This is a genomic window from Qipengyuania intermedia (assembly GCF_019711615.1).
Lineage (GTDB): Bacteria > Pseudomonadota > Alphaproteobacteria > Sphingomonadales > Sphingomonadaceae > Qipengyuania > Qipengyuania intermedia.
The window spans coordinates 48,298-72,547 of sequence record NZ_JAIGNS010000001.1 but is presented as its reverse complement, the minus strand read 5'-3'; the positions used below and the strand labels follow the sequence as shown (position 1 = coordinate 72,547).

At 59.8% G+C, this 24,250-nt stretch carries 20 protein-coding genes, 3 tRNA genes and 1 other RNA gene; 11 read left to right on the top strand and 13 right to left on the bottom strand.

The window, feature by feature from the left end; genetic code table 11:
• Window positions 1-103: 103 nt before the first annotated feature.
• Entirely contained in the window at window positions 104-2,341 is a 2,238-nt protein-coding gene (locus tag K3179_RS00345) for a GmrSD restriction endonuclease domain-containing protein (RefSeq protein ID WP_221561972.1), read from the bottom strand.
• Between the two features lie 563 nt (window positions 2,342-2,904).
• Here K3179_RS00345 and K3179_RS00340 point away from each other — a divergent pair.
• Complete coding sequence (locus tag K3179_RS00340) at window positions 2,905-4,284, top strand: hypothetical protein (protein WP_221561971.1); 1,380 nt, start codon at window positions 2,905-2,907, stop codon at window positions 4,282-4,284.
• A gap of 125 nt (window positions 4,285-4,409) precedes the next feature.
• Here K3179_RS00340 and K3179_RS00335 read toward each other — a convergent pair whose 3' ends face one another.
• Window positions 4,410-5,984 carry a carbon-nitrogen hydrolase family protein gene (locus K3179_RS00335; protein WP_221561970.1) on the bottom strand — a complete coding sequence of 525 codons (1,575 nt, stop codon included), beginning with the start codon at window positions 5,982-5,984 and terminating at the stop codon, window positions 4,410-4,412.
• 85 nt (window positions 5,985-6,069) lie between these two features.
• Here K3179_RS00335 and K3179_RS00330 point away from each other — a divergent pair, with 85 nt between their 5' ends.
• The gene (locus K3179_RS00330) at window positions 6,070-6,870 is read left to right on the top strand and encodes a helix-turn-helix domain-containing protein (protein WP_221561969.1); all 801 of its coding nucleotides are present in this window, start codon (window positions 6,070-6,072) and stop codon (window positions 6,868-6,870) included.
• A 9-nt stretch (window positions 6,871-6,879) separates the two neighbouring features.
• A complete protein-coding gene (locus K3179_RS00325; protein ID WP_221561968.1) occupies window positions 6,880-7,311 on the top strand; it encodes a YbjN domain-containing protein in 432 nt (143 codons plus the stop codon).
• A gap of 409 nt (window positions 7,312-7,720) precedes the next feature.
• On the opposite strand, the gene K3179_RS00320 is transcribed toward K3179_RS00325, so the two are convergent.
• The 4 genes from K3179_RS00320 to K3179_RS00305 all read right to left on the bottom strand — a co-directional run bounded on the left by K3179_RS00320 (window position 7,721) and on the right by K3179_RS00305 (window position 10,769).
• Window positions 7,721-7,807, bottom strand: a tRNA-Leu gene (locus K3179_RS00320).
• A 142-nt stretch (window positions 7,808-7,949) separates the two neighbouring features.
• A complete protein-coding gene (locus K3179_RS00315; RefSeq protein WP_247712746.1) occupies window positions 7,950-8,435 on the bottom strand; it encodes a helix-turn-helix domain-containing protein in 486 nt (161 codons plus the stop codon).
• Between the two features lie 172 nt (window positions 8,436-8,607).
• Window positions 8,608-10,584 (bottom strand): site-specific integrase, encoded by a 1,977-nt coding sequence (locus tag K3179_RS00310; protein ID WP_221561967.1) that lies wholly within the window; start codon window positions 10,582-10,584, stop codon window positions 8,608-8,610.
• A 108-nt stretch (window positions 10,585-10,692) separates the two neighbouring features.
• A tRNA-Pro gene (locus tag K3179_RS00305) sits at window positions 10,693-10,769 on the bottom strand.
• A 117-nt stretch (window positions 10,770-10,886) separates the two neighbouring features.
• Between K3179_RS00305 and thyA the strand changes: the two genes are divergently transcribed.
• The 5 genes from thyA (at window position 10,887) to K3179_RS00280 (ending at window position 15,949) form a co-directional block, all read left to right on the top strand.
• The gene (gene thyA / locus K3179_RS00300; RefSeq protein WP_221561966.1) at window positions 10,887-11,813 is read left to right on the top strand and encodes a thymidylate synthase; all 927 of its coding nucleotides are present in this window, start codon (window positions 10,887-10,889) and stop codon (window positions 11,811-11,813) included.
• A gap of 77 nt (window positions 11,814-11,890) precedes the next feature.
• Complete coding sequence (locus K3179_RS00295; protein WP_221561965.1) at window positions 11,891-13,222, top strand: 3-methyl-2-oxobutanoate dehydrogenase (2-methylpropanoyl-transferring) subunit alpha; 1,332 nt, start codon at window positions 11,891-11,893, stop codon at window positions 13,220-13,222.
• Window positions 13,219-14,280: an alpha-ketoacid dehydrogenase subunit beta gene (locus tag K3179_RS00290; protein WP_221561964.1), complete on the top strand. Its 1,062-nt coding sequence runs from the start codon at window positions 13,219-13,221 to the stop codon at window positions 14,278-14,280. The genes K3179_RS00295 and K3179_RS00290 overlap by 4 nt, the downstream gene beginning before the upstream one ends.
• Window positions 14,281-14,285: 5 nt before the next feature.
• The gene (locus K3179_RS00285) at window positions 14,286-15,581 is read left to right on the top strand and encodes a dihydrolipoamide acetyltransferase family protein (protein ID WP_221561963.1); all 1,296 of its coding nucleotides are present in this window, start codon (window positions 14,286-14,288) and stop codon (window positions 15,579-15,581) included.
• Window positions 15,582-15,872: 291 nt separating this feature from the next.
• Window positions 15,873-15,949: transfer RNA gene (locus K3179_RS00280), tRNA-Asp, on the top strand.
• Window positions 15,950-16,014: 65 nt separating this feature from the next.
• Here K3179_RS00280 and K3179_RS00275 read toward each other — a convergent pair.
• The 6 genes from K3179_RS00275 to K3179_RS00255 all read right to left on the bottom strand — a co-directional run bounded on the left by K3179_RS00275 (window position 16,015) and on the right by K3179_RS00255 (window position 19,104).
• Entirely contained in the window at window positions 16,015-17,466 is a 1,452-nt protein-coding gene (locus tag K3179_RS00275; protein WP_345721643.1) for an MFS transporter, read from the bottom strand.
• A gap of 47 nt (window positions 17,467-17,513) precedes the next feature.
• Complete coding sequence (locus K3179_RS00270; RefSeq protein ID WP_221561962.1) at window positions 17,514-17,747, bottom strand: DUF2842 domain-containing protein; 234 nt, start codon at window positions 17,745-17,747, stop codon at window positions 17,514-17,516.
• Window positions 17,744-18,316, bottom strand: a complete 573-nt coding sequence (locus tag K3179_RS00265) for a 5-formyltetrahydrofolate cyclo-ligase (RefSeq protein WP_221561961.1) — start codon at window positions 18,314-18,316, stop codon at window positions 17,744-17,746. Before K3179_RS00265 ends, K3179_RS00270 begins: the two co-directional genes overlap by 4 nt.
• Window positions 18,317-18,396: 80 nt before the next feature.
• Window positions 18,397-18,564: non-coding RNA, 6S RNA (gene ssrS / locus K3179_RS13615), on the bottom strand.
• A 10-nt stretch (window positions 18,565-18,574) separates the two neighbouring features.
• Window positions 18,575-18,916 carry a cell division protein ZapA gene (locus tag K3179_RS00260; protein ID WP_221561960.1) on the bottom strand — a complete coding sequence of 114 codons (342 nt, stop codon included), beginning with the start codon at window positions 18,914-18,916 and terminating at the stop codon, window positions 18,575-18,577.
• Window positions 18,913-19,104 carry a hypothetical protein gene (locus K3179_RS00255; RefSeq protein ID WP_221561959.1) on the bottom strand — a complete coding sequence of 64 codons (192 nt, stop codon included), beginning with the start codon at window positions 19,102-19,104 and terminating at the stop codon, window positions 18,913-18,915. The genes K3179_RS00260 and K3179_RS00255 overlap by 4 nt, the downstream gene beginning before the upstream one ends.
• 176 nt (window positions 19,105-19,280) lie before the next feature.
• Here K3179_RS00255 and tkt point away from each other — a divergent pair, with 176 nt between their 5' ends.
• From tkt to K3179_RS00240, 3 genes are read left to right on the top strand one after another with little or no spacing between them, the layout of a single operon-like run.
• Window positions 19,281-21,260 carry a transketolase gene (gene tkt, locus K3179_RS00250; RefSeq protein ID WP_221561958.1) on the top strand — a complete coding sequence of 660 codons (1,980 nt, stop codon included), beginning with the start codon at window positions 19,281-19,283 and terminating at the stop codon, window positions 21,258-21,260.
• Between the two features lie 15 nt (window positions 21,261-21,275).
• Entirely contained in the window at window positions 21,276-22,283 is a 1,008-nt protein-coding gene (gene gap, locus K3179_RS00245; protein ID WP_221561957.1) for a type I glyceraldehyde-3-phosphate dehydrogenase, read from the top strand.
• An 11-nt stretch (window positions 22,284-22,294) separates the two neighbouring features.
• Window positions 22,295-23,494, top strand: a complete 1,200-nt coding sequence (locus K3179_RS00240) for a phosphoglycerate kinase (protein WP_221562959.1) — start codon at window positions 22,295-22,297, stop codon at window positions 23,492-23,494.
• On the opposite strand, the gene K3179_RS00235 is transcribed toward K3179_RS00240, so the two are convergent.
• Window positions 23,491-24,249 carry a flavodoxin family protein gene (locus K3179_RS00235; RefSeq protein WP_221561956.1) on the bottom strand — a complete coding sequence of 253 codons (759 nt, stop codon included), beginning with the start codon at window positions 24,247-24,249 and terminating at the stop codon, window positions 23,491-23,493. The two genes, K3179_RS00240 and K3179_RS00235, sit on opposite strands and share 4 nt — an antisense overlap.
• Window position 24,250: the final 1 nt, after the last annotated feature.

Below are 24,250 nucleotides of genomic sequence, written 5' to 3'. Positions count from 1 at the left end.
TAACGCCGAGGAGGCGCTGGCAAGTCTAGCGGTGTGAAGGCGCGGATGGCTCAGCGCCTCGGTCCTGCCTTAGCGATCGAGCTGGGCCAGCAAAAAGCGCCGTTCAAAAGCGCTGCTGTATGTATTCCTGCGCTTGCGCTCCGGTCAGTTCCTGAGTGGAAGGACCATAGCGCACAAAAAATCGTTCTTCGTTGCCATCTTTGACCCAAACCGGACTCTTCGAAGGCTTGCACTCGACGGCAAGCGCTCGCCCTTCTCTATAGTCGCAAAAGTGCGGATGCACATGGAGGGCCTGCTGCCCCCCCATCCGGTTCTTGAGCAAGTTGATGAGATGGAGACTCATCTTATCTTCATTTGGAAATCCGTCCGTCTCCAAGCCAACCAGCGCTCCGTCGTCGGCTACTCCAACGATCAGCGTGCCGCCAGCTTTGTTCAAAAATCCTGCGATAGTCTTGAGCACAGCCATTTCCATTTTGCTGTCCTTCTGCCCAGTGTGCAGATTTGTGCGAAGGGTAGACTTGAACTCTATTTCGTCGCTCTCCCCTTCAGCCACCAGCTCCCCAACTGATGGCGTGCGTGGCGGCTGCTTAGAGTTGGTCGCCAACACATTGTAAGCTTCCTTGATCGTATCTGCGATCATGCTTCTGCGGACAGAAAGAAACTCGATGTAATCCATATCCGCCCACCCGAGTGGTAAGGCGTGATGCCGATACATGGACGCAAGCGTTTCGTGGTTGAAACGGTCCTCCAGCGCGGGAACATATTCGGATGGGGGGGCAGCTCCTATTTGCGCATTATCGCCCCATTCAACGATCGAGTAATTAGCAATCTGGTTGTAGTCGCGCCGGTCGCTGAAACCATTTTCTTTCAAGTATGCGACAGGGAAGAGATGGTGCCTTTCCAGAGATGTCCTCGGCGCCTGCGCAACTGGGTCCATTAATTCACGCACGGTATGGGATGAGAAAAGCGCTCGTGCGTCGAGGACGTTCAGCGCCGCAAAGAACGCGAACATCGACGGGCTCCTTGCAGACGAGGTTGCCAAAGCGTTGGGGAGGCTGATGGTCCAAAAGTCTCTTGTCAGTGTCTCCGCACAGGCTTGCTGGATCACTTGAAGGTAGCTCACTTCGTCCTCGATCCCTCGTAATTTTGCGAGATCGAATTCCATTTCGGATTCCGGCGAGGAAGAATAGCGGCTGGTCAAGGACGACATCAGAAGCCACTGGGCAATAGCTTTGCGAAGCTTGTGCTCGTCCACTCCGATGTGGGCTCGACCGATCAGATAGAGTGCATATGCGAAAACCAAATTATTCTGGGAACTGATAATCTTCGGAGTACGGTATCCCGCAAGCCTCACTGCTTTAAGAAAGTCATGCCAGTAATTGAGATTCAGGGCCGCAGCTTGACCTGCCTTTAGGCGATCGAACTGCTCGTCTCTCGAGAGATTGGACGCGTCGTCCGGAAGGTTCGTCTTTCCACGCAGAACCGAGTAAACTGCCGACATCCTCGCGCGACGAAACCCTACTGCAATCGCCACCCTCAGCAACTGATCTGGGTCGGGTTGAAAGAGTGCATTATATGGAGAGGCACCGGGCGAGTGCACCCGTGAAGCCCGGCAGAACTCCTCCAGCTCCTTTCGACCTTCTTCCCAAAAAACCGACATGAGCGTTAGAATGAAGTCGCTTTGGTTAAGCTGCTTTCCTTGGCTATTGATCCGGACAAATATCTCGGAAACTTGCTCTTCATTAACCTCCGAGGACAGCTCCAAGGACGTAAAAGGGTAAAAGATCAGCGAATGCAGTTTTTGGATCGCAGCCTCAGCCTTACGCACCTGGCCCTCTTCAAGCTCAGCGCCTGCCTCTTCCAACTTGAGAAAATAGTCTTTGGTGAAACTGAGGAGACCCGCCTCCGGACTCCAGAGGGCCGAGATATTGGGGATGAAAGAACTATCTTTTCGGATAGCCGCGTCTGCGACCTCAAAACGCTCTTCAAGAGGGCTAAAGGCAATCTCGATTTTCTCGGTTGAGAAATTATCTCGGATTACGGGCACTCCGTGTAGAACAGCGTAAAGAGATGTAAGTCGCTGCTGTCCATCCACAATGACCTTGGCAGGAGCTAATTGCTTCGTGTCGGTTCCGATCTGCTTTGCCCCACCAGCTCCAGTCTCCCAGAACAGAAAGTAACCCACCGGGTAACCGCGATACATCGAGTCAAACAGGTTCCGAACCTTCGTATTCCGCCATACGAAAGGTCGCTGAATGTCGGGAAGGGCGAGTTGCCCGCTCCTAATCGACGACAACAGGCTCTGGAGATCCCAATCAACCTTGTTGAATAATTGCGCCACTCTGCCCCTCCAAACATAGCTTATATTTGTTTCCCCTAACAGCTAAGATATTGAGCGCAAAGTTTGGATGCGATGGGTTGGGACCATGACGAAAATCGGCAAGCTAAGCAGTGCTGTATGACCACGAGACTTACTTTGAAGCCAAGGGCATTCTACGGTTGGACGATGTATCCTGGCTATGGCTACGAGCCTTACCACTCCCCGATCCAAGTGGAAGCAGTTGAGCCTCTTGGTCACCGATGTTTTGAACTGTTCTTTTTAAACGTTCTTTACGCAGCCGGCGTTCAGAGGATGTCGTATACTTTGCGCACCCTGCGGAGAGAGGCATCATATCTCATTGCGGAAGAGTTAAGCGTGAAGCGCGCTACTGACCGAGCGGTTATAATAGAACCGTTAACAGCCTTTTGGTTAGATAAGAATGTCCCCTCCGTGAGGGGGGCGGTGGAGGACTTCTTTGGTCACGGAGGCGCACCCCGCGAGGAGGCCATTCTCCGCATGTTGGCCTAGAAGGCCTTGGCGGGTTTGGCTTTTTGGTAGAGGGATAACCGAACAGGGGGGTAGTGATGAGCAAGCAAAAAGATCTGCGCGATCGAATGTCCAATGTCGCTGCCGATGTCGCGGGCTATACCAAGAAGGCTGCTCAGGACGCCGCCAGAAAGTCGGGCGACAGTCTTCACCGCTTGCAGCAGCGCGGAGCGCACGAAAAATTAGGATCGCGCATTGAACGAGCGACCGAGCGCATGGCCAAGGAGCTTGAGGCAAACGCGCCAACTTGGCAGCCTAAGATACAGGCGGTGCTTCGGGCGAAGACCGACAAACCAGCAAGACTGATTACCGACGCTATTAGCGGGTTAGGCCGGAGGGCTCGGAAAGGGGCACCTTTACTTGGTGGGACCACCACTGGTGCACTTGGCGGCCTGTTTAAGTCGGGCGGAGGACTTTTCGACGTTTTCATAACCGAAACGGAACTGTCTGAGATGGAGGCGCGCTGCGCTCAAGCGGCCAAAAGGTCCGAGCAGATAACCTCCGAGCAAAATGCGGCTATCCGTGAGGCCGTCAAGAAAGGGGACAAGGGACAGATTCTCGATATGCTGACAGTCGGCGGCATAACACTTTCCGCCGCAATGCAGTTGCCCGAGGCGATACCGCCACAGATTGAAGATGCGTACTCGCGAGCTTATCCGCGTCAGGCAGAAGGAGGAGAAACCTTCTCAGAGGCTATCGCCGATAAATCTCCAGAAGAGCTTATCGGCTTAGTGAGTGGGGTCAAAGGCAAGCTATTCGAAATTCAGCTGGTCGACCAACTGAACGCAGGTCAGCTTGAAGACGGGCTGCATGCTTACCTGGCATCTTCGTCCAATCAGCCGGGCTATGACATTCAGGTTCTCGATGAAGAGGGGAATGTCGTTGATGAAATACAAGCCAAGGCGACCGAGTCAGTCGCGTATGTGCAGCAAGCTATAGAGCGGTACCCCAGCATCGATGTGGTTACCACCTCAGAAGTCTATGGGGATCTACTAAGCGCTGGCGCGGTTGCTGGCGTCATCGACAGCGGGATCCCTGAGTCGGAACTGCACGGCCAAATTGATTCAGTATTAGGCCCCCCTGCTGAGGTCGGCATTGAGGATTTTGCGCCCTCTGCTCTGGGCCTCGCCCTGATCGCCTTTTCGGCTTTCAGAAAGAAGCATATACCGCTTGAAGAACGCGGCGCAGAGTTCGGTGACCGCGGAGCACGCGTCGCAGTAGCCAGCTCGTTAGGCGCTGGAGCAATGTTCGCGACCGGAGTGGGAGCCTTAGGATTCATAGCAGGGATCGGTGCGCACTCCGCAGCTAACATTGGAGCTGAACGGCGCCGGCGCTACGAGGCTCTGAAATCAATCACTGAGCGGCTCGAGGGTTCGAACCAGCGCAATGCCTCTCGGCTCATAAAAGCGCGACAATGATCGAACGCCGCACGGACCCCGGTACATTCGAGCCGCCAAAGTGTGCGTCTAATTCCGACCACTGCGATTTCCCTCCATGGACTACCACGTGCCAATGTTGATCGCTCGCGCCCAAGGACCGGCTTTCATTTCGGGGGAAAGAACGTTTCCCAACCATCGTACCAATCTTCGCAAACCACCACGTCACTCCTTCGGAGGTCAACGTCCTTGAATGCACTGGCGGGGTTCTGGTCGCGCCCGTCAAGCATGAGGGCAACGTGGCAAACTGGCGAGGGCGGATAACCGATCCCCCGGGCGGCATTGGTCTCGTTGCAAACCGTTGTCAGCGGCATGCTGTTTGTCACTACCACGTTACCCCGTGATGCGCGCGCGGCGCGCAGCGAGCGAGCCACGATCCAGTTCTCCTCACTTCCGTCGCGCTTCGGTCGCCACGTCCGGTCCATGATGGGGGCATAGACCCAGTTCACGCCTCCGTTGACGTAAAGGAAGTCGCCTGGCTCTTCGATGCTCATGTCCGCACAGATGAGGACCATGAGGCGTCCGAACCCAGGAAGGTCAAGTAGGGTGACGCGTTCCGCCGGGGCGATCGATTCCTTTAACGAGTCTGGGAGAATGTCGTCGTCTTTGCCGAGCCCGAGCCAGCGCTGTTCTTCCGGCGTCAGGTCCCATCTGCTGATCTTGTCCTGCTCGGCAAGGACCCGACCGTTACCCGCAAGGACGGCGACAAAGTTGCGCGGGCTGACGCCCTCGTGCGACATGACCCCCACGATGGCGTACGCAAGGTGTGGCAGGGTACCACCTGCGCTTGAGGTGCTGTGACTAGCACGAAGCGCCGCTCTCAGCGCTCGGTAGCTAGAGTCTGAGAGCGCCATCTCGGGGATGAAGAGGATCGAGCCCTGCTGCGTGTACGCGGCTTCCACGATGGTTGCAGCTCGATCCTCGAAATCGTGCGATACGACGCGATAGCGCGTTCCGTTGCTGGACAAGGTGACCTCGTCTTTCGCCTCCAGCACGGGAGCGACAAGGATTCGGTGAGGGGTGTCGCGATTCGGTACGAGAACATCCGCGGCCACTCCTTTTCGCTCCACCGCGATGGCCCTGTCCGGACCGGCGCCGCCGTCCGGAGCACTCGCTGTTATCCTCACCGGAAGCATGCAAGTGAACTGGAGGTAGTGCCGCGCGTCGAAATGGACCGTCGTCTCGTCTCCCGTAGCGAAATCCTTGAGGACTTCCGCCTCAAGCCAATCCGTGGGGCATAGATGGAAGTCTGAACAATGCCGTGGCACGAGGAGGCCCAGATTCTTGTTGGTGTTGTAGACCCCCTCGACATTCAGGCGCGTCTGGGCCTCGATATGGGGCGCTGTTCGCACTTGCCATGTTTCGCCGGACAGGTCGTTCGCGATCGGCCGATGCCACTCGTCCAAGGACTGCGCGGCTGCTAGCAGGGCGGCGAGATCCTCGGCGGAAAGCTCTCCAGGCTCAGCGCCGAGCAGTCCTACGGCGGTGGCAACGGGTTCGCTCGCCAGCAGTTCCGCCAGATCGCGCTCGTGCGCCTCCTTGTCGGAAGGGGCAGGCATGATCGCCTCTGCCGCCCGGAGCGTCGCCGTGCGGAACCCCGCATTTCCCTCATTTCGACGCCAAAAATCTCTGAGGAGAGCAATGATGGATGTGAGGAGGTCAGAAGGTTCTTGTGTGGCCATCGCGCTCATACTAGATATGTGACATCACTTGACGTCAGGTATTTGTTAGGGTCTGATTGCTAGAGTGTCTACAGGAACGGAAAAAATGAAGACCTTGGATCATGCCGGAGCGCTCGAGCGCGTGCTTGCCTCCATGCGGCAGACTATCGCGGCCGGCAACTGGACAGCCGCGCAGCGCGTCAACGAACAACTCATGACGGTGTTCATGGATGGCGTCTTCAGTGAAGATCGCAGCGCGCTGTCGCGCATGCGCGACCAACTGGCCGCGTTTCGGTCCGAAGTTGGTACGGACGACGAGGACTTGGACCCGCGACGTTTGGTCAAATCCCTGCTCGATGCAAACGTGATGTTCGCTACGATCGCGGCGCGTAGGCGACCGCAGGGCGTAACGATACCCATAGACCCCGAGGCCGCTGGAGCCCGTGAGAAGGTCCTCAAGCTCCTTAAGGGTTTAAAGGGCACAAAAGCGATGGCGACCAGCGAGCTCGCGGAAGCCGCTGATGTACGCCCGGAGACGATGTCCCGGCTGTTGACTGCTCTCAAGCTAGAAGGTCTCGTTACCTCTCGGAAGGCCGGACGCAAGGTCTTAAGCCGTCTGACGCCCCGTGGCCGAAGGGCTGCGGGCGATGGGTCATCGCGTAGGATCGAGATAAGGGTCGAGATACCGAGGGAGCTTGTTAGGCGGGAATCGCTCACATTCTCCGAAAACAGTCAACTTGAGAACCACCTGGGACGTCTCCAGAAAGCGGGGCGGCTGACGTTCGTGGACGACTTTGTTGTGGAACACGAAGAGGCGCATCGCGTCGAGTTTGCCGACTCGCCTAGATTGCCGGACATTGCAAACGACCACAACCACGTAGCGGACAATCGGTTCGCAACTGTCTGAGGTGACTTTATGACGCAGGAACAAGAAATCTCAGTCCCGACTTTGGCGGAACTGCTCTCGCGGCTCGGCTACAAGGCGGAGGAGGTCGAACGCGGCGTAGTCAGGAGCAGCTTCAGCGGCACTCGCATCCTCGCGCAAGTCTACGAACCCGGATCGCTCCAGTTCGTGGCAGGATGGAGCGAATTTCCCTCTTCGTTCGACTTGAACGACGCCAATGAGTTCAACTCGAATTACCGCTTCGGGAGCGTATATTTGTCCGATGACAACCTCACGCTGCAATCCAATTTCTTGTTCGATCCGGCCGAGGACGATGCGGAAGGAAAGTTACAGCTTATGGTCTCCCTCTTCGAGGGCCTCATTCGCGAACTTCTCGAAATGCTGCGCGAGGACGGTAAGCAACTCGTCGACGCGGATGAAGGGGGCGGGACAACCAATTCCTGATCTCCAGCGAGCGGGGAAAGGCGATCTACATTCGTCGAATGCACGTGTATCTTTGTCTGATCTCCTCAGATTTAAGGCATAACGTGTCGCAACGCGTTGCCGCGATCACCCTTGAGCGTCAGGGTAAGATAGATCAGAATTCGCAATTGCTGGCGAAGAGGAGCCCATTACACTGGATTAGTTGCTAGAGGTCCTCCGCCGCACGTATCTTAGTCCGTCCGAGCTGCTGTTTACAACTGACATCCGCTCTATCGAGCGCGAACAGCGGAATCTGGGTCACTCGCGAGCAACTCGGATGCCTGGGGTGAGGGCGCAACGCTAACTTTTAGCGAGCGGCTCGTCATAAAGCTCTCAACTGCTTCAACAGGGCGCTTTAGAACTGGCGGATTTTCGCCAAATCCGTAAAAAGTGGTGCCCAGAAGAGGACTCGAACCTCCACGCCCTTGCGAGCGCCGCCACCTGAAGACGGTGCGTCTACCAATTCCGCCATCTGGGCACACGGCTGTCGGGAAAAATCATCTGTGACAGCGGGTAGGTGGGGGCCGATAGCGATCACCCTCTGCGGTTGTCAACTAGAATACCCGCTGGGGCAAAAAATTAGACGCACCACTCGTAGCCGGTGACCAGATCAACGGAATTTAGGCCCGGTTTGAACCATCGAGGAACGCCTCTATCTCTTCTCTTGAAAGCAGAGTTCGGCGACCAATCCGTCGAGCCTGCAAAGCTCCATCTTTGATCATCCTGTAGATGCTTGTACGCCCAAGACCGAGAATAGCACAGGCGTCGTTTATGGATATCAGCTTAGCTGTAGTGTTTGGTTGGGTGCGATCGATGCGTCGTGCAACTTGCTCTGCGAGTTCATTGAGTTGTGAACTATCAAGCTTCAACAGCCGTGGTCTGTCGGCTTCTCTCACGCTTGGTGAGACTAGCGGCAATTTTTTAATCAGACGGTCGAGATCTTGCTTTCGCCACCTGATCGATAAGCTCTCAATCTCGATTGCCGGATTGTTGAATTGATCGGCGAGTCGAAATAGCGTCTGTTCATCTACAGAGAGATAGCGAGCCGCCATCTCGGATGACATCAACGCAGGCCAGCCCGTCGAGAATTTATCGGGATCCGCCATCAGTTTCTCCATCCACAATATGATCGATCGGTTTCGAAACAGCCATCAGTTCGCGCAGTTCAAGATCAGCGAAGTGACGCGCCTAGGGCCACCTTAAGCTTGGGTTGGCCGAAGCAGATGTCGAAGGTCCAAATCATCGCCCGCTCGGTGGGAATTACTATAGACAACGCCTTTAATTGCCCGATTTAGACTTGGAAGTCCCGGCATCACTTCGAGCTTTTCTTGGCCGACCTGAACCCACTCGAGACCTGCTGTCCAATGGCAAGAAGCTGATAGGCGCTGCATTTAGGTGGTCAGTGATCACAGGAACATACTTGCAGAGCATCTGTAGGCGCTCACCTAGAACCACGGACAGACCCTCCGCGTCCACCCGCTTAGAGTAGTGGCGCGCATTCGTCCCCTCACGCTCGTGCCCCATTAGATCGGCGCGCATGATTGGATTCACGCCCTCGACCTCATAGAAAGAAGATCCCAGCGCTCTAATCGAGTGGATGTCGGTTTTCTTGCCATTCTCATCGATCGGAATGGTCATGCGGTCTTCGATCCAGTCCACCATGTGTGTCCACGCTCTATAGTAGAACTGGGCGCCACCTCTTTTGGATTGCTGGAGGTACAATTCTGGGAACACCTCGGTGTGACCGTTCTGGCGAATTTTCTCAACGTACTGCAGAAATCCCAAGCGGATTAGTTCGGGGTGTATCGGGATCTCTCTGCGGCGGGCGGGGCGCTTCTCACCAGCCATCTCGCCGTCCACCCCGCGGGTCTTATTATTACGAATCCAGATGAATGGGACAGGGACGTCGGCGAAGACATCAGCTATCTCGATCCCGCAGATCTCTTCCCGACATGCATGCGTATAGTACCAGAGCAGCGGAGCAAAATACGCTGCATCGTGCCAAACCCGCGGGCTATGCTCGCTGTTCTTCAATCGTTTCTTGCCAGCGCCACCGCCGGTGAAGATCGGGGATGTGAATAGGCACCGAAGGTGCTCTTTCGTCCAAACCGGCCTCAATTCGGTGCTTTTACCTTCCTTGATTCCGATGGTCGCGCCAGCAAAGTTCATTACCTTGCTGCCCTCTATTTTTGGCTTCCAGGCAGTCTGCTCGAGGTGTTTGGCAACCGTACTCATGGTGCTGAGATCGCGGTTGACAGTTTTCTTGCTTCTCGGCTCACCGGATTTTGCGGAAGCCAACTCCCTAGCTATTTGATCAAAGGGTCGAGACATCGCCCCCTTCTGAGGCGTTCCGAATTTGAAGCGCTTTGGCAGCTTGAGGAGTGCCTTCTTAAAAGCAGCCACGTCACGGTGCGTGTAAGAGCCAAGCTCTCTGTCACCCGTGATCCAGGCGAAGGTGCGCATAATCCTGCGCTGTTGATCTAGCTTTCCGCTCCATATTCCTTCGGTCTTCAAGTCTGCCGCGACCTCTTCGATGATTTCCGAGAAGCGACGCTCGTCGTAGTAGTCGAACTTGCATTCGCGCACATCCTTTGGGGTTTGAGTATTCTCGGCCGGGACGACGGCTGTCGCGGGCAAGGGGAGGGTGGCCTGACTTGGATCGTGAAATTCACCCATTAGAACTGCGATGGGATCGGGTGCATCCATGGCTTCGTCATCGTACAGGTTCTGGATCTTGGCCCCGGCAACAGCGCGGGCACGGATCAGGTGCGTGCGCGCCACCGCGATATTGCTCGAGCCAGTCGAAGCGCCGACGCCGGCCAGCCGCTGCGTCACCATTTCATCTGGGAAGAGGCCGAGGGCGAGCTCGACAAACTCGGGTCGATGGCGATCAGGCGACCTCAAGAAACCGTATTTCTCGCGATCGTCAGATGCGATCCTCAACGCCTCATCGGCCCAGGCCCCGTCGCTGAAGGCGAAATCCACGATGGCTCTCAGCTCGCTTTCCAATTCCTGCCGGAAGAGCGCCTCGATCTGCGGCCCGGTCAGGGCTGTTCCTTGTTCTATCATTCTTCTCACGCTTGATTTTACGACCTCGAAACGTGCCGACAGGATCGCAGCGCGCTGGCGCGCGATTGATGGGTCGGCCGTCTGGAGCGCGAGCGCTAGAGGGCGAGAGATAATATTTTGGAAATGGATGCGACGCCGGAAGACATATCGGGCGCCGCGGCGCGTGACATGAGCGATGCGAGTCATTGGTCGTGACCTTTCCGCATGTGCATCGCTTATGTGCTACAGTCGTGTGACCGCAGCGGTGCGATGACCCATGCTAAAAGGCGGAAAACCGTCGCTTGCGCGATAAAATGGTCGGGGAGAGAGGATTCGAACCTCCGGCCCCTGCCTCCCGAAGACAGTGCTCTACCAGGCTGAGCTACTCCCCGACCGGATCGGCCCGCAGTGAACAATCGCTGCGGGTGCGAAGCAGGCGCGCCCTATAGGTGTGGATTGCGGCACACGCAAGCAGGCATTTTGCCGAAAATCGGGATAGGGCTTCCACCGTGTCAAATCAGCATTACGAACAGCAATATCTCGACCTCATGCGCCGCATCTGGCGTGAAGGCGATGAACGCCGCGATAGGACCGGGGTCGGCACGCGCTCCGTCTTTGGTGCGATGCTGCGCTTCGACCTTGCCGATGGCGCGATGCCGCTGATCACCACAAAGCGCGTCTACTGGAAGACCGCCACGCGCGAGATGCTGTGGTTCCTCACCGGGGACACCAACATCCGCCTCCTGGTGCAGCAGGGCGTGAAGATCTGGAACGAATGGCCGCACGCCAAATATATGAAGGCCACCGGCGAGGACATCTCGGTCGAGGACTTTGCCCAGCGCATTGCAGACGATGCGGACTTTGCCGCGAAGTGGGGCGATCTCGGCCCGGTCTATGGCAAGCAATGGGTCGATTGGCCGGTCTACACGCCCACTGGCGATGGCAGCTATGCCCGCACCGGAAGCGTCAACCAGGTTGCCGAAGTCGTCGAATCGCTTAGGACCAATCCGGGTAGCAGGCGCCACATCATCGAGGGGTGGAACGTCGCCGAACTCGATTCGATGGCGCTGCCCCCGTGTCACAAGACCTACCAGTTCCACGTCGCCGGAAACCGGCTGAACTGCCTTCTCTACCAGCGCAGCTGCGATGTCGCGCTGGGCCTCCCGTTCAATCTGTGGTCGGCGGCGCTGTTACAGCGGATGATCGCGCAGCAGGTCGATTTGGAACCGGGCGAACTCGTCTGGACCGGAGGGGATACGCACCTTTACCTCAATCACGCACACCTGGTGGAAGAGCAGCTGTCGCGGGAACCGCAAGGGCATCCGACCTTTGAGATTCTGCGGCGTCCGGCCTCGATCTTCGACTATCGCATTGAGGATTTCGCGGTTCACGACTACACGCCGCACGGGCCCATCAAGGCGCCCGTCGCAGTGTGATCCGGCTCTCACTTGACCGTTTCACTCCTGTGAAATAAAATAACGCGCAAGCGTAAGATTGCGTCTGGAGAGAGTTTATGGCCGAACGGCCCCCCGCCGAGGGAGATCGGAATGCCGCGAGCGCGGGCGACAACCGCCCTGCGCTTTCGCTCCATGTCCCTGAACCCAAGTACCGCCCCGGCGATGCGGTCGATTTTTCGCACATCCAGGTGCCCGAGGCGGGCGCCCAGGCACGGCCGGACGAAACCGTCGATCCGAAGGACATGCTCGATCTTGCGCATGACCTGATCCGCGTGCTGGGTGACGACAACAAGGCGCACGGTCCCTGGGATCCCAAGCTCGATCCCGAGACCTTGCGCACGATGCTCGGCCACATGGCCATGACGCGCGCATTCGACGAGCGCATGTTCCGTGGCCAGCGCCAGGGCAAGACCAGCTTCTACATGAAGTGTACCGGCGAAGAGGCGACCAGCGTGTCTGCCTCGATGGCGCTTGCCGCCGACGACATGATCTTCCCCAGCTATCGCCAGCAGGGCATCCTGATCCAGCGCGGCTATCCGATGATCGAGATGATCAACCAGATCTACTCGAACCGGGGCGACAAGCTGAAGGGCCGCCAGCTGCCGATCATGTATTCCAGCCGCGAGCACAATTTCTTCTCGATCTCGGGCAATCTCGCCACGCAAACCCCGCAGGCGGTCGGCTGGGCGATGGCTTCTGCAATCAAGGGCGACAGCCGCATCGCCGCCACCTGGGTGGGCGAGGGCAGCACCGCGGAAGGCGACTTCCACTCCGCCTGCCTGTTCGCAACGGTCTACAACGCGCCGGTCATCCTCAACGTCGTCAACAACCAGTGGGCGATCTCCAGCTTCAGCGGTTTTGCCGGGGCAGAGCGTTCGACCTTCGCCGCGCGCGGCGTGGGCTATGGCATCGCATCGCTGCGCGTGGACGGGAACGACCCGCTGGCTTGCTATGCAGCAGAGCAATGGGCCGCCAACCGCGCCCGCGCCAATGCCGGGCCGACTCTGATCGAATTCTTCTCCTACCGCGCGGAAGGGCATTCGACGTCCGACGATCCGAGCGGATATCGCAGCGCGCAGGAGCGTGAAGAATGGCCGCTGGGCGATCCTGTGATGCGCCTCAAGAACCATCTCATCGCCATCGGTGAATGGGACGAGGAACGTCAGGAAAAGATGGACCTCGAAGCGGCGGAATACGTCAAGAAGGTCACCAAGGAAGCGGAGGCTAACGGCATCCTCGGCCATGGCCTGCACCATCCGTTCCGCACCATGTTCGAAGACGTTTTCGAAGAGCTGCCTTGGCACCTGAAGGAGCAAAGCGAGCAGGCGATCCGCGAACGCGAGACGAAGTTTCCCGAAGGGCTTCCTAACGAAGGGAACGGCGCATGAGCGACACGCAAACCGAAACCGCGCCGACAAGCGAAGCGCCCGCTGAACGCCGCCTCAACATGATCGAGGCGATCAACGAGGCGCTCGACGTGACCATGTCGCGCGACGACAATATCGTCGTGATGGGCGAGGACGTCGGCTATTTCGGCGGGGTTTTCCGCTGTACGGCAGGTCTCCAGGAGAAATACGGCAAGAGCCGGGTCTTCGACACGCCGATTTCCGAGTGCGGCATCATTGCTGCGGCGGTCGGTATGGGCGCATACGGCCTGCGCCCCGTGCCCGAAATCCAGTTCGCCGATTACATCTACCCAGGCCTCGACCAGCTGATCTCCGAAGCGGCGCGCCTGCGCTATCGTTCGGCAGGCGAATATACCTCGCCCATGACGGTCCGCAGCCCCTTCGGCGGCGGCATCTTCGGCGGCCAGACGCACAGCCAGAGCCCGGAAGCGATCTTCGCCCACGTTTCGGGCCTGAAGACGGTCATTCCGGCCACGCCTTACGATGCGAAAGGCCTCTTGATCTCCTGCATCGAGGACAATGACCCTGTCATCTTCTTCGAGCCGAAGCGCATCTATAACGGCCCGTTCTCCGGCTATTACGACAAGCCCGTGCAGCCGTGGAAGAAGTTCGACGCGAGCATTGTGCCCGAAGGCCACTACACGATCCCGCTGGGCAAGGCGCGGCACGCGACAGAAGGCGAGGAACTCACCATCCTCGCCTACGGCACCATGGTCCATGTGGTCGAAGCGGTCTGCGCGGAGAAGGGCATCGAGGCCGACATTCTCGACCTTCGCACGATCGTGCCTCTCGATATCGAAGCGATCGAGGAAAGCGTGAAGAAGACCGGCCGCTGCCTGATCGTCCACGAGGCGACCCGCACCGCCGGTTTCGGCGCCGAACTCTCGGCGCTGGTGACCGAACGCTGCTTCTACCATCTTGAAGCCCCGGTCGAACGCGTGACCGGCTTCGACACACCCTATCCCCACAGCCTCGAATGGGCCTATTTCCCCGGCCCGATCCGCATCGGCGAGGCCCTCGACAAGATTCTCAGCGAGTAACCGACATGGCAAAGTTCGTATTCAACATGCCCGACATCGGCGAAGGCATTGCCGAGGCGGAAATCGTCCAGTGGCACAAGAAAGTCGGCGACACGGTTCGTGAAGACGAGGAATTCGTCGACATGATGACCGACAAGGCGACCGTCCCGATGGAGAGCCCGGTCGACGGCAAGATCGTCGAGATCGCCGGTGAAGAAGGCGATATGGTTTCGATCGGCTCGATGCTCGTCGTGATCGAGGTCGAAGGCGAAGTGCCCGAAGATGTCGCGGAAGACGTCGAACCGGCGCCCGCTCCCAAGGCCGACAAGGTCGAAGAGCGCATCGAGGTGGAAACATCGGACGCGAGCGATGCCGACGATGCGATGGCGGCCGATCCCAGCCCGCCGCCGGCTCCGACCCCGACGCCTGCGCCCGAGCATGCTCCGGCACTGTCGGCAAAGGTTCTCGCCACGCCTGCGGTGCGCAAGCGCGCCAAGGACCTCGGCGTCGACCTTTCGCAGGTGAAGCCTGCCGAAGATGGCCGCGTGCGTCACGGCGACCTCGACCAGTTCCTCTCCTATAACTCCGGCTATTCGGCGGCTGCGCCCACTCGCCAGGACGAGGAGAAGAAGGTCATCGGGATGCGCCGCCGCATCGCCGAGAACATGGCGGCTTCCAAGCGCAACATTCCCCACTTCTCCTATGTCGAGGAAGTGGACGTCACCGACCTCGAAGTCCTGCGCGCCCAGCTGAACACCAATCGCGGCGACAAGCCGAAACTGACGATCCTGCCGCTGCTGATCACGGCGATCTGCAAGACCTTGCCTAAGTTCCCGATGATCAACGCCCGGTATGACGACGAAGCGGGCGTGGTGACGCGCTTCGGTGCGGTCAACATGGGCATGGCGGCACAGACCGATGCGGGCCTCATGGTGCCTGTCATCAAGAATGCTCAGGGAATGAACCTGTGGCAGCTCGCCAACGAAATTTCGCGGCTTGCAGAGGCAGCGCGCAACGGCACGGCCAAGAAGGAAGAGATGGAGGACGGCACGCTCACCGTGACGTCTCTCGGACCGCTTGGCGGCGTGGCAACGACACCGGTCATCAACCGGCCGCAGGTCGCGATCATCGGCCCGAACCGGATTATCGAACGCCCGATGTATGTCAGCGACGGTGCTGGCGGCGAACGCATCGAGAAGCGCAAGCTGATGAACATCTCGATCAGCTGCGATCACCGGGTCGTCGATGGCTATGATGCGGCGAGTTTCGTCCAGGAGCTCAAGAAGCTTCTCGAAACGCCTGCATTGATCCTGGTAGACTGATCAGGGCGCGGGCGCCTGGTAACAGTCGTACTGGATATCGATCGCCGATTTCGCGACCAGCGCGCCGCCTCCAAGCAGCGCCAGCGATGCGGCGAGTAATGCGCCCTGTAACATGCGACTTCCCCCGTTGCCCCACGTGGAAATGCGTGGGTCACTGTCGCGCGCGAGTGGTTACTTTCGGGTAAATTGCTGCGCGGGAAAAAGAAGCGAAAAAAGGCGAGAAAACTGCATTGACAGGAATCGGACCGCCGCCTAGATGCGCGGCTCCCAAGAGGCACAGCGCCTAGATGCGCGGGTGTAGCTCAGTTGGTTAGAGTATCGGCCTGTCACGCCGAGGGTCGCGGGTTCGAGTCCCGTCACTCGCGCCACTTGGGACATTCTTCGAATGATGAATGCGAAAGCGGGGCTTCGGCCCCGCTTTTTCGTTTGGGCCCTATTGAGCCGCCGCGCCTTCGCGAAGGCGGCGCAGGTTCTCCTCGTGCCCGCGCTTGTCGATCTTGTAGCGCGTGACGAAAAACAGAGCCCCGAGATAGAGCACCAACAATGAGGGGGCGTACCAAGCGCCCAACTGCCACACGGTATCCGTGTCGACGGTGCCGGGGTCCGCTCCTTCGGGGAAGCCGATTCCGGACAGGATCAGACCTGCGGCCAGCACGCCAAGGCCTTGCGTGGTTTTCCGGGTGAAGGTCATCGCCGCATAATAGACGCCCTCCGAACGCCGTCCCGTCTTGACCTGGTTCGCCTCGACCAGGTCGGCGATCATCGAGAAGGATACCGCCTGGACGGCAATGATCAGCGCCAGATCGATGACATTGACGCCAAGGACGATAGGGAACAGCAGCGGGTCGCCGTTTTCGGGCATCATTCCGACGAGACGCAACAGGACGGGGGCAGGCTGTATCGTGAAAGCAAGGAGGCCGAGCACGATGACCGCAGGCTTCTTGCCAATCTTGCGCGTGGCCCAGGGTGCCAAAAGGAAGCCGAACAGGGCCGAAAGGACCACGGTGCAGGTCCACAGGAAGATCTGGTAGGACGAGAATTCCCAGAAATAGGTGAGCAGCAGGTAGTTCAGCGAGGCCGCAAGCCCGGTCGCGATGGCGAAAAGCACGGTCGCGAAGAACAGCGCGATGAAGCTCTTCTCGCTCAGCGTCTCGATCATCTCGCGGAAGATCCGGCCGACGCTGTATCTCTCGGACCGGGTGACGGGGCGATGCAGGTACGGAATCCGGCTATGCGTACCGACTGCGGAGATCATGATGAAGATGAAGATCATCGCGCTGCCGATCATGCCGTAGGTAGCGTAGGCATCCCGATCGAGGAGCCCTTGCGGGCCCGTCAGCAGCGCACCGAACATGATCACGCTCATCAGGGCGCCGAAGGTCCAGCCGAAGAACAGGCGATAGGATTGCAGGCTAGTGCGTTCTTCGTAATCGGTCGTGAGCTCGGGGATCAGCGCCGAACTCGGTGTCTCGTAAAAAGTGATGAAGGTGCGGATCAGGATCGCGAGGCTGGTCAGGTACAGAAACAGCGAGGTCTGACCCATTTCGGGCGGGTTCCACAGCAGGAAATAGCTCAGCGCCACCGGTATCGCCGCCGCATACATGAACGGGTGTCGGCGGCCCCAGCGCGATTGCAGATTGTCGGACCAGTATCCGACCAGCGGGTCCGATATCGCGTCGAACACGAGTGCGATAAGGATGGCGAGACCGACGAGCGAAGGCTCCAGCCCGATGACTGTCCCGTAGAATATCAGCAGGAAGTAATCGAAACCGTTGTTCTTGATGCCGAATGCTGCGGCTCCGGAACCATGCGCCAGCTTCAGCCAGACCGGCATCTTCTCGCTCGCGTCGACGGGTGCTGCCGTCGCCGTTGTCTCTTTCGTCACAGGGCTCTCCTCCCGTTACGGGGAGGGTAGGGCACTCGGGCGTGAGGTCAATCTTTCTCGGGCGGGGCGGACCAGCGGCCGGTTTCCATCCAGGTCAGGAACCGCCGCAAGGGGGCCAGCCAGATAAGGCCGAGGAAGAGGTAGATCACCGTCTGCACCAGCGCGTTCCAGTCACCGATCAGGCCGGGGAGGTAGCGCGCGATCAGGATGCCGTAGACCAGCAGTGCCAGAAGCAAGCCGAGAAGGCCGACAGGAATGCGCCAGGTGGGTTCGTCTCTCATTCGAAGGGTCCGTAAAAGCGGGTCGTAGTGACGACAGCGTCGAGGCGTGCGTCGTGTTCCTCGACTGGAAGGCTGTCGACGCGCTGGCAGTCCCAGGCGAGGCCGATCGTGCGGGTGCCCGGATGTGCGGCCAGCCATCGATCGTAATGGCCGCCGCCTTGGCCGAGCCGCTCACCGGTTTCGGTGAAGCCTATGAGGGGCACGATCAATACGTCGGGCTGCAGGACAGGTGCGTCGGCAAAGGGCTGGAGCAGGCCAAAGGGGCCGACCTCCAGGTCCTCCTCGTCGAACGGGTCGGAATGACGCGCAAATTCCATCGGCGCATTGCGGCTGGCAAACCGCGGCAGCGCGATCTCGTGGCCCCTGTCGAGGAAGAACTTGGCGTAGGAAGCCGCAGGCGCTTCGAACGGATTGGCCCGGTACAGGCCGATCGTCGCACCCTCGGGGACGAGCTCCACCAAGGGGGCGGGCGGACGGTGGAAGACCAGCGCGCGCATATTGTCCGGCAGCGCGGCGACCTGCTCGCGGCGCGCGGTGCGTAAATGCCTGCGAAGTTCGTCCTTGGTCAAATACCCACCTGCTTATCTCGATGAGGCCGTAAGCGCCCGTCCGCGCTCAAGCAGCGAAGCGGTAGCGCGACAAATCGGGTGACGGGACCGCCATGGGTCGTTGCCGGAAAATCCTCTGACGCCTTCACGTCAGGTGGGCGCCATATATCCAGATCGCCAGGACAAACCCGCCAATCCGGTAGGGACGGCTCCCTTGGATTGCTTATAGCCTCAGGGATGTTCATGCGGCTCGTGCCGGGCAGCCCCGTCGCCGCCTATTTAGGAGGCCGTAGGTCCACCCTCAAGGGCCGATGCAGCGTTTTCGAATGCGGTGGCCAGTCGTTCCAGGCGCGCGGCAATTGCGTCGCCTTGTCCGGCATCGGCATTCGCGGCAGCAGGCGGAGCTTCCACAGGTGACTTCTTGCCAGCCTCGTGGACCTCGTCAGCCAGCATCAGTGCAGCAAACAGCAGGTTCTTCGCCTCGTTCGCGGTAAGGTTTCCGCCCATGGCCTTGAGCTTTGCGTCGACCATGCCAGCAAGATGTTCGACATGCTGCTCCTGACCGTCTGCGCAGGAGACGGTGTAGGAGCGTTCGCCGACGGTCAGCTTGACGTCGCTCATCGCTCCATCTCCTCGATCAGCGTGTCGAGTTCGGCCAGGCTGGCGGTCACCTGGTTGCGCAGTGCGTCGTGCTTTGCGGCGAGATCGCCGGATTGCCCCGAACTGCCTGCAAGAGCGGCCTGTGTCTCGATTCGAGCGAGCGCTTTTTCAATCCTGTCGATGGCAGATAAGATGCGCGCTTCGCTCATGGCGGGAAGAAATACCAAGATTGGCGTTGCAGCGCAAAGGTTTGCACCGTGCTGTTGATAAATCGCTCCAAAACCGTGCGGCGGGGCATCTCTGGCGCACCGAGGTTGACCTCGCGCGCGGCGTTCGCGAAGGGTGCGCGCGCGTCGAATCGACCCCTCTCGCGGAGATACAAAGCATGACAATCGACACTGCCCGCATGGTCCAGATGGCCAACGCCATCAGGGCTCTTTCGATGGATGCGGTGCAGGCGGCGAATTCGGGGCACCCCGGCATGCCGATGGGCATGGCCGATGCCGCCACCGTGCTGTGGTCGGAATACCTCCGCCACGATCCCAAGGCGCCCGACTGGGCCGACCGCGACCGCTTCGTCCTGTCCGCTGGCCATGGCTCGATGCTGATCTACTCGCTGCTCCACCTTGCCGGGTACGAGCAGCCCACGATTGAGGATATCCGCAACTTCCGCCAGATCGGCAGCCCTTGCGCCGGGCACCCGGAAAACTTCCTGCTGCCGGGCGTGGAATGCACGACCGGTCCGCTGGGCCAGGGCCTGGCGATGGCAGTGGGGATGGCGATTGCGGAGCGCCATCTGAACTCCGCCTTCGGCAACGCGCTGGTCGATCACAGGACCTGGGTGATCGCAGGCGACGGGTGCCTGATGGAAGGCATCAACCACGAAGCGATCGGTATTGCCGGCCACCTGAAGCTGGGCCGGATGAACGTGCTGTGGGACGACAACAACATCACCATCGACGGTTCGACCGACCTGTCGACCAGCGAAGACATCAAGGCCCGCTACGAAGCGACCGGCTGGCATGTCACCAGCTGCGACGGCCACGATTTCGACGACATCCGCCGCGCGCTGGACGAAGCACAGGCCGATGAACGCCCCTCGCTGATCGCGTGCAAGACCGTCATCGGCAAGGGCGCGCCGAACAAGCAGGGCACCAGCGCGACCCATGGTGCGCCGCTCGGCGACGAAGAGATTTCGGCTGCCCGCGAAGTGCTCGGCTGGGATGCCAAGCCGTTCGAAATTCCCGAGCAGGTCTATGCCGACTGGCGTGCGAAGAACGCCGACCATGCCAAGGCCCGCGATGAGTGGCAGGATCGCCTCAATGCGAGTGGCCAGCGCAAGGAATTCGAACGTCGCATGGCCGGCGACCTGCCCGAAAGCTTCAGCCTCGATAACTACATCCAGAAGCTGATGGCAGAACCGCAGAAGGTTGCCACCCGCAAGGCCAGCGAAATGGCTCTGGCGCAGATCAACGGCAAGCTCACCGAAACCATCGGCGGCAGCGCCGACCTCACCGGTTCGAACAACACCAAGGCTGGCGGGATCGGCCCGCTCACGGCCGACGATTATTCGGGCCGTTACATCTATTACGGCATTCGCGAATTCGGCATGGCCGCCGCGATGAACGGCATGGCGCTGCATGGCGGTGTCATTCCCTACGGCGGTACCTTCCTCGTCTTCACCGACTATTGCCGCGCCGCGATCCGCCTGTCGGCTCTGCAGCAGACCCGCGCGATCTATGTCATGACCCATGACAGCATCGGCCTTGGCGAAGACGGTCCGACGCACCAGCCGATCGAGCACGTACAGAGCCTGCGCATGATCCCGAACCTGCTCGTCATGCGTCCGGCAGACGTCGTCGAAACGGCGGAGTGCTGGGAAATCGCGCTGCGCGAGAAGGACCGCCCGACGGTCCTGGCACTGACGCGTCAGGGCCTGCCGCAGCTACGCAATGCACCCGATGAAACGGACATGTGTTCGAAGGGCGCCTATCGCCTCAAGAAATCGAGCAACGCCCACAAAGTCACACTGGTGGCCAGCGGCTCGGAAGTGCACGTCGCTCTCGAATGCGCAGAGCGGCTCGAGAAGGAAGGCATCGGCGCCAGCGTGGTTTCGATGGTCTGTACCCAGCTGTTCGACGAGCAGTCGGCAGATTATCGCGCCGACATGATCCCGGCGAACACGCTGCGCGTCAGCGTCGAGGCGGGCACCACCTTCGGCTGGGAGCGCTACACCGGCACGGACGGCCTCAACATCGGCATCGACCGCTTCGGCGCATCGGCGCCCGCTGGCGATCTCTTCAAGAAATTCGGTCTCACGGCGGACGATATCGTTCCGCAAATCATGAACAAATTAAACGGTTAAGCAGGAGCTTCTCGCATGGCTACCAAGGTTGCAATCAACGGTTTCGGACGCATCGGTCGCCTGGTGGCGCGCGCGATCCTGGAGCGTGACGATCACGATCTCGATCTCGTGTCGATCAACGATCTGGCCGACACCAAGTCGAACGCGCTGCTGTTCCAGTACGACAGCACGCACGGCCGTTTCCCCGGCACGGTGGAAGTGGGCGACAATGCCATCATCGTGAACGGCGAGTCGATTGCGGTCACTTCCGAACGTGAACCCGGGAAGCTGCCGCACGGCGAACAGGGCGTCGACATCGTCCTCGAGTGCACCGGCTTCTTCCAGTCCGACGAAGCCTGCCGTCCTCACCTCGACGCAGGCGCAAAGCGCGTCCTGATCTCGGCCCCGGCGAAGGGCGTTTCGGCCACCATCGTCTACGGCGTGAACCACGATGTCCTGACCGCCGAAGACGTCATCGTCTCGAACGCAAGCTGCACCACCAACTGCCTGTCGCCGATGGCCAAGGTGCTGCACGAGACGGTGGGCATCGAGCGCGGTTTCATGACCACGATCCACAGCTACACCAACGACCAGCGCATGCTCGACCAGATGCATGGGGACATGCGTCGTGCCCGCGGCGGCGCGCAGAACATGATCCCGACCACCACTGGCGCTGCCCGTGCGGTCGGCCTCGTCCTGCCGGAACTCGCCGGCAAGCTTGACGGCAGCTCGGTCCGTGTGCCGACGCCGAACGTCAGCCTCGTCGACCTCGTCTTCACACCGGGTCGCGAAACCAGCGCCGAGGAACTGAATGCCGCGCTTAAGGCCGCTGCCGAAGGTCCGATGAAGGGCGTGCTCGACTACACCGACCAACCGCTCGTCTCGAGCGACTTCAACCACTATCCGGCAAGCTCGACCATCGACAGCCTCGAAACCAGCGTCATGGAAGGCAAGCTTGCCCGCGTGGTTTCGTGGTATGACAACGAGTGGGGCTTCTCCAACCGCATGATCGACACCGCCGGTGTCATGGCGAAGTTCCTCTAAGGAACACGATGATGGCCAGCTTCAGGACCCTCGACGATCTCGGCGATATCGCAGGCAAGGTCGCGCTCGTGCGCGTCGATCTCAACCTGCCGATGAAGGACGGTTCCGCTACCGACGTGACGCGCGTCGAGGCGGTCAAACCGACCATTCTCGAACTGACCGAGAAGGGCACGAAGGTCCTGCTGCTGGCTCATTACGGCCGTCCCAAGGGGCAGCGTCATTCGACCATGTCGACCAGCTTCGTGCAGGGCGACGTGGAAGACGTACTGGGCAAGGAGATCATGTTCATCCCCGAGGTCATGGGCCCGGTGGTCGAACAGTCGATCGGCATCCTTGGGAACGGCGATATCGGCCTTCTGGACAACGTCCGCTTCTGGCCGGGCGAAGAAGCCAATGACCCCGAATTTGCCAAGGGCATTGCCGCCCACGGCGATTTCTACGTCAATGACGCCTTCTCCGCCGCACACCGCGCCCATGCCTCGACCGAGGGCCTGGCGCATCATCTTCCGGCCTATGCGGGACGGGCGATGGAGGCCGAGCTCAAGGCTCTCGACGCAGCGCTCGGCAACCCGGAAACGCCGGTTGCAGCAGTGGTGGGCGGGGCCAAGGTCTCGACCAAGCTCGACGTGCTCGAAAACCTCGTCGGGCGCGTGCAGCACCTCATCATCGGCGGTGGCATGGCCAATACCTTCCTCGCCGCGCGCGGTGTGGATGTCGGCAAGTCCCTGTGCGAGCACGACCTCACAGCTACCGCGAACAAGATCATGGATACGGCAGACCACGTCGGTTGCACCGTGCATCTGCCCTACGATGTCGTGGTGGCGAAGGAATTCGCGGAGAACCCGGCATCACTGCGGACGTGCAACGTCCACGAGGTCGGCCCGGACGAGATGATCCTCGACGTCGGCCCGCAGGCGGTAGAAGCGCTGGGCGATGTGCTCAAGACCTGCCGCACGCTGGTGTGGAACGGCCCGCTCGGCGCGTTCGAGACCGAGCCTTTCGATGCAGCGACCGTCGCGCTCGCGCGCACTGCGGCTGCATTGACGCAGGACGGTTCGCTGACTTCGGTCGCAGGCGGGGGCGACACCGTCGCCGCGCTTGCCCATGCCGGGGTGAAGGACGATTTCACCTTCGTTTCGACGGCGGGTGGCGCTTTCCTCGAATGGATGGAAGGCAAGGACCTTCCCGGCGTCGCTGCGCTGACGGCCTAGCGGTATTCGGGATTCGGCGCGTCGAAGCGGCGGCCCTCGTTCCACAGATCGACCGAATTGCCATGACAGGGGATGCCACCGGCGTCCTTCAGCATGCGCGCCATGTGCATCAGGTTCCAGGTCATGAAGGTCGTGTTGCGCTTGGTGAAATCGTTGTCGAAGCCGACATAGCCCGATCCGTCGTCCTTCGCATCGCCATAGCTCGGACCGGGCCCTGCCTCGCCGATCCACCCCGCATCGGCTTGCGGCGGGATGGTGTAGCCCACGTGCTGCAATGAATAGAGCACGCCCATGCCGATGTGCTTGATGCCGTCCTCATTGCCGGTGACGATGCAGCCCCCGACCTTGCCGTAGAAGATATACTGACCCCGATCATTGCGCTGGCCCGAGTGGGCATAGAGCCTCTCGATCAGGCGCTGGCAGACGGATGATTTCTCGCCCAGCCAGATCGGCGTGCCGACCACCAGGACATCGGCGGCTTCGACCTTCTCCCAGATAGCCGGCCAGTCGTCACTCGGTGCGCCATGCTCCGTCATGTCGGGATAGACGCCCGGCGCGATGTCATGATCGACCAGCCTTACCTGCTGTAGCGAGACTTTGTTTCGCACCAGGATCGTCTCGACCACGCCAAGGAGCTTCTCCGTGTGCGAGCCGTCGGGCGATCGCTTCAACGTGCAGTTGATCGTCAGCGCCTTGAGATCGGAAAAGTCCGTCTTGTTCTCGGCGCACAGGCGCTCTTGCGTATCATCCAGCATT

Bases quoted from the DNA above. Each gene is read 5' to 3' on its own strand.
- K3179_RS00295 (WP_221561965.1), top strand. From the start codon at position 11,891: ATGGCCGAACGGCCCCCCGCCGAGGGAGATCGGAATGCCGCGAGCGCG.
- K3179_RS00270 (WP_221561962.1), bottom strand. From the start codon at position 17,747: ATGAGAGACGAACCCACCTGGCGCATTCCTGTCGGCCTTCTCGGCTTG.
- K3179_RS00330 (WP_221561969.1), top strand. From the start codon at position 6,070: ATGAAGACCTTGGATCATGCCGGAGCGCTCGAGCGCGTGCTTGCCTCC.
- K3179_RS00240 (WP_221562959.1), top strand. From the start codon at position 22,295: ATGGCCAGCTTCAGGACCCTCGACGATCTCGGCGATATCGCAGGCAAG.
- K3179_RS00235 (WP_221561956.1), bottom strand. From the start codon at position 24,249: ATGCTGGATGATACGCAAGAGCGCCTGTGCGCCGAGAACAAGACGGAC.
- K3179_RS00335 (WP_221561970.1), bottom strand. From the start codon at position 5,984: ATGGCCACACAAGAACCTTCTGACCTCCTCACATCCATCATTGCTCTC.
- K3179_RS00310 (WP_221561967.1), bottom strand. From the start codon at position 10,584: ATGACTCGCATCGCTCATGTCACGCGCCGCGGCGCCCGATATGTCTTC.
- K3179_RS00340 (WP_221561971.1), top strand. From the start codon at position 2,905: ATGAGCAAGCAAAAAGATCTGCGCGATCGAATGTCCAATGTCGCTGCC.
- tkt (WP_221561958.1), top strand. From the start codon at position 19,281: ATGACAATCGACACTGCCCGCATGGTCCAGATGGCCAACGCCATCAGG.
- K3179_RS00325 (WP_221561968.1), top strand. From the start codon at position 6,880: ATGACGCAGGAACAAGAAATCTCAGTCCCGACTTTGGCGGAACTGCTC.
- K3179_RS00285 (WP_221561963.1), top strand. From the start codon at position 14,286: ATGGCAAAGTTCGTATTCAACATGCCCGACATCGGCGAAGGCATTGCC.
- K3179_RS00260 (WP_221561960.1), bottom strand. From the start codon at position 18,916: ATGAGCGACGTCAAGCTGACCGTCGGCGAACGCTCCTACACCGTCTCC.
- K3179_RS00315 (WP_247712746.1), bottom strand. From the start codon at position 8,435: ATGGCGGATCCCGATAAATTCTCGACGGGCTGGCCTGCGTTGATGTCA.
- K3179_RS00290 (WP_221561964.1), top strand. From the start codon at position 13,219: ATGAGCGACACGCAAACCGAAACCGCGCCGACAAGCGAAGCGCCCGCT.
- gap (WP_221561957.1), top strand. From the start codon at position 21,276: ATGGCTACCAAGGTTGCAATCAACGGTTTCGGACGCATCGGTCGCCTG.
- K3179_RS00255 (WP_221561959.1), bottom strand. From the start codon at position 19,104: ATGAGCGAAGCGCGCATCTTATCTGCCATCGACAGGATTGAAAAAGCG.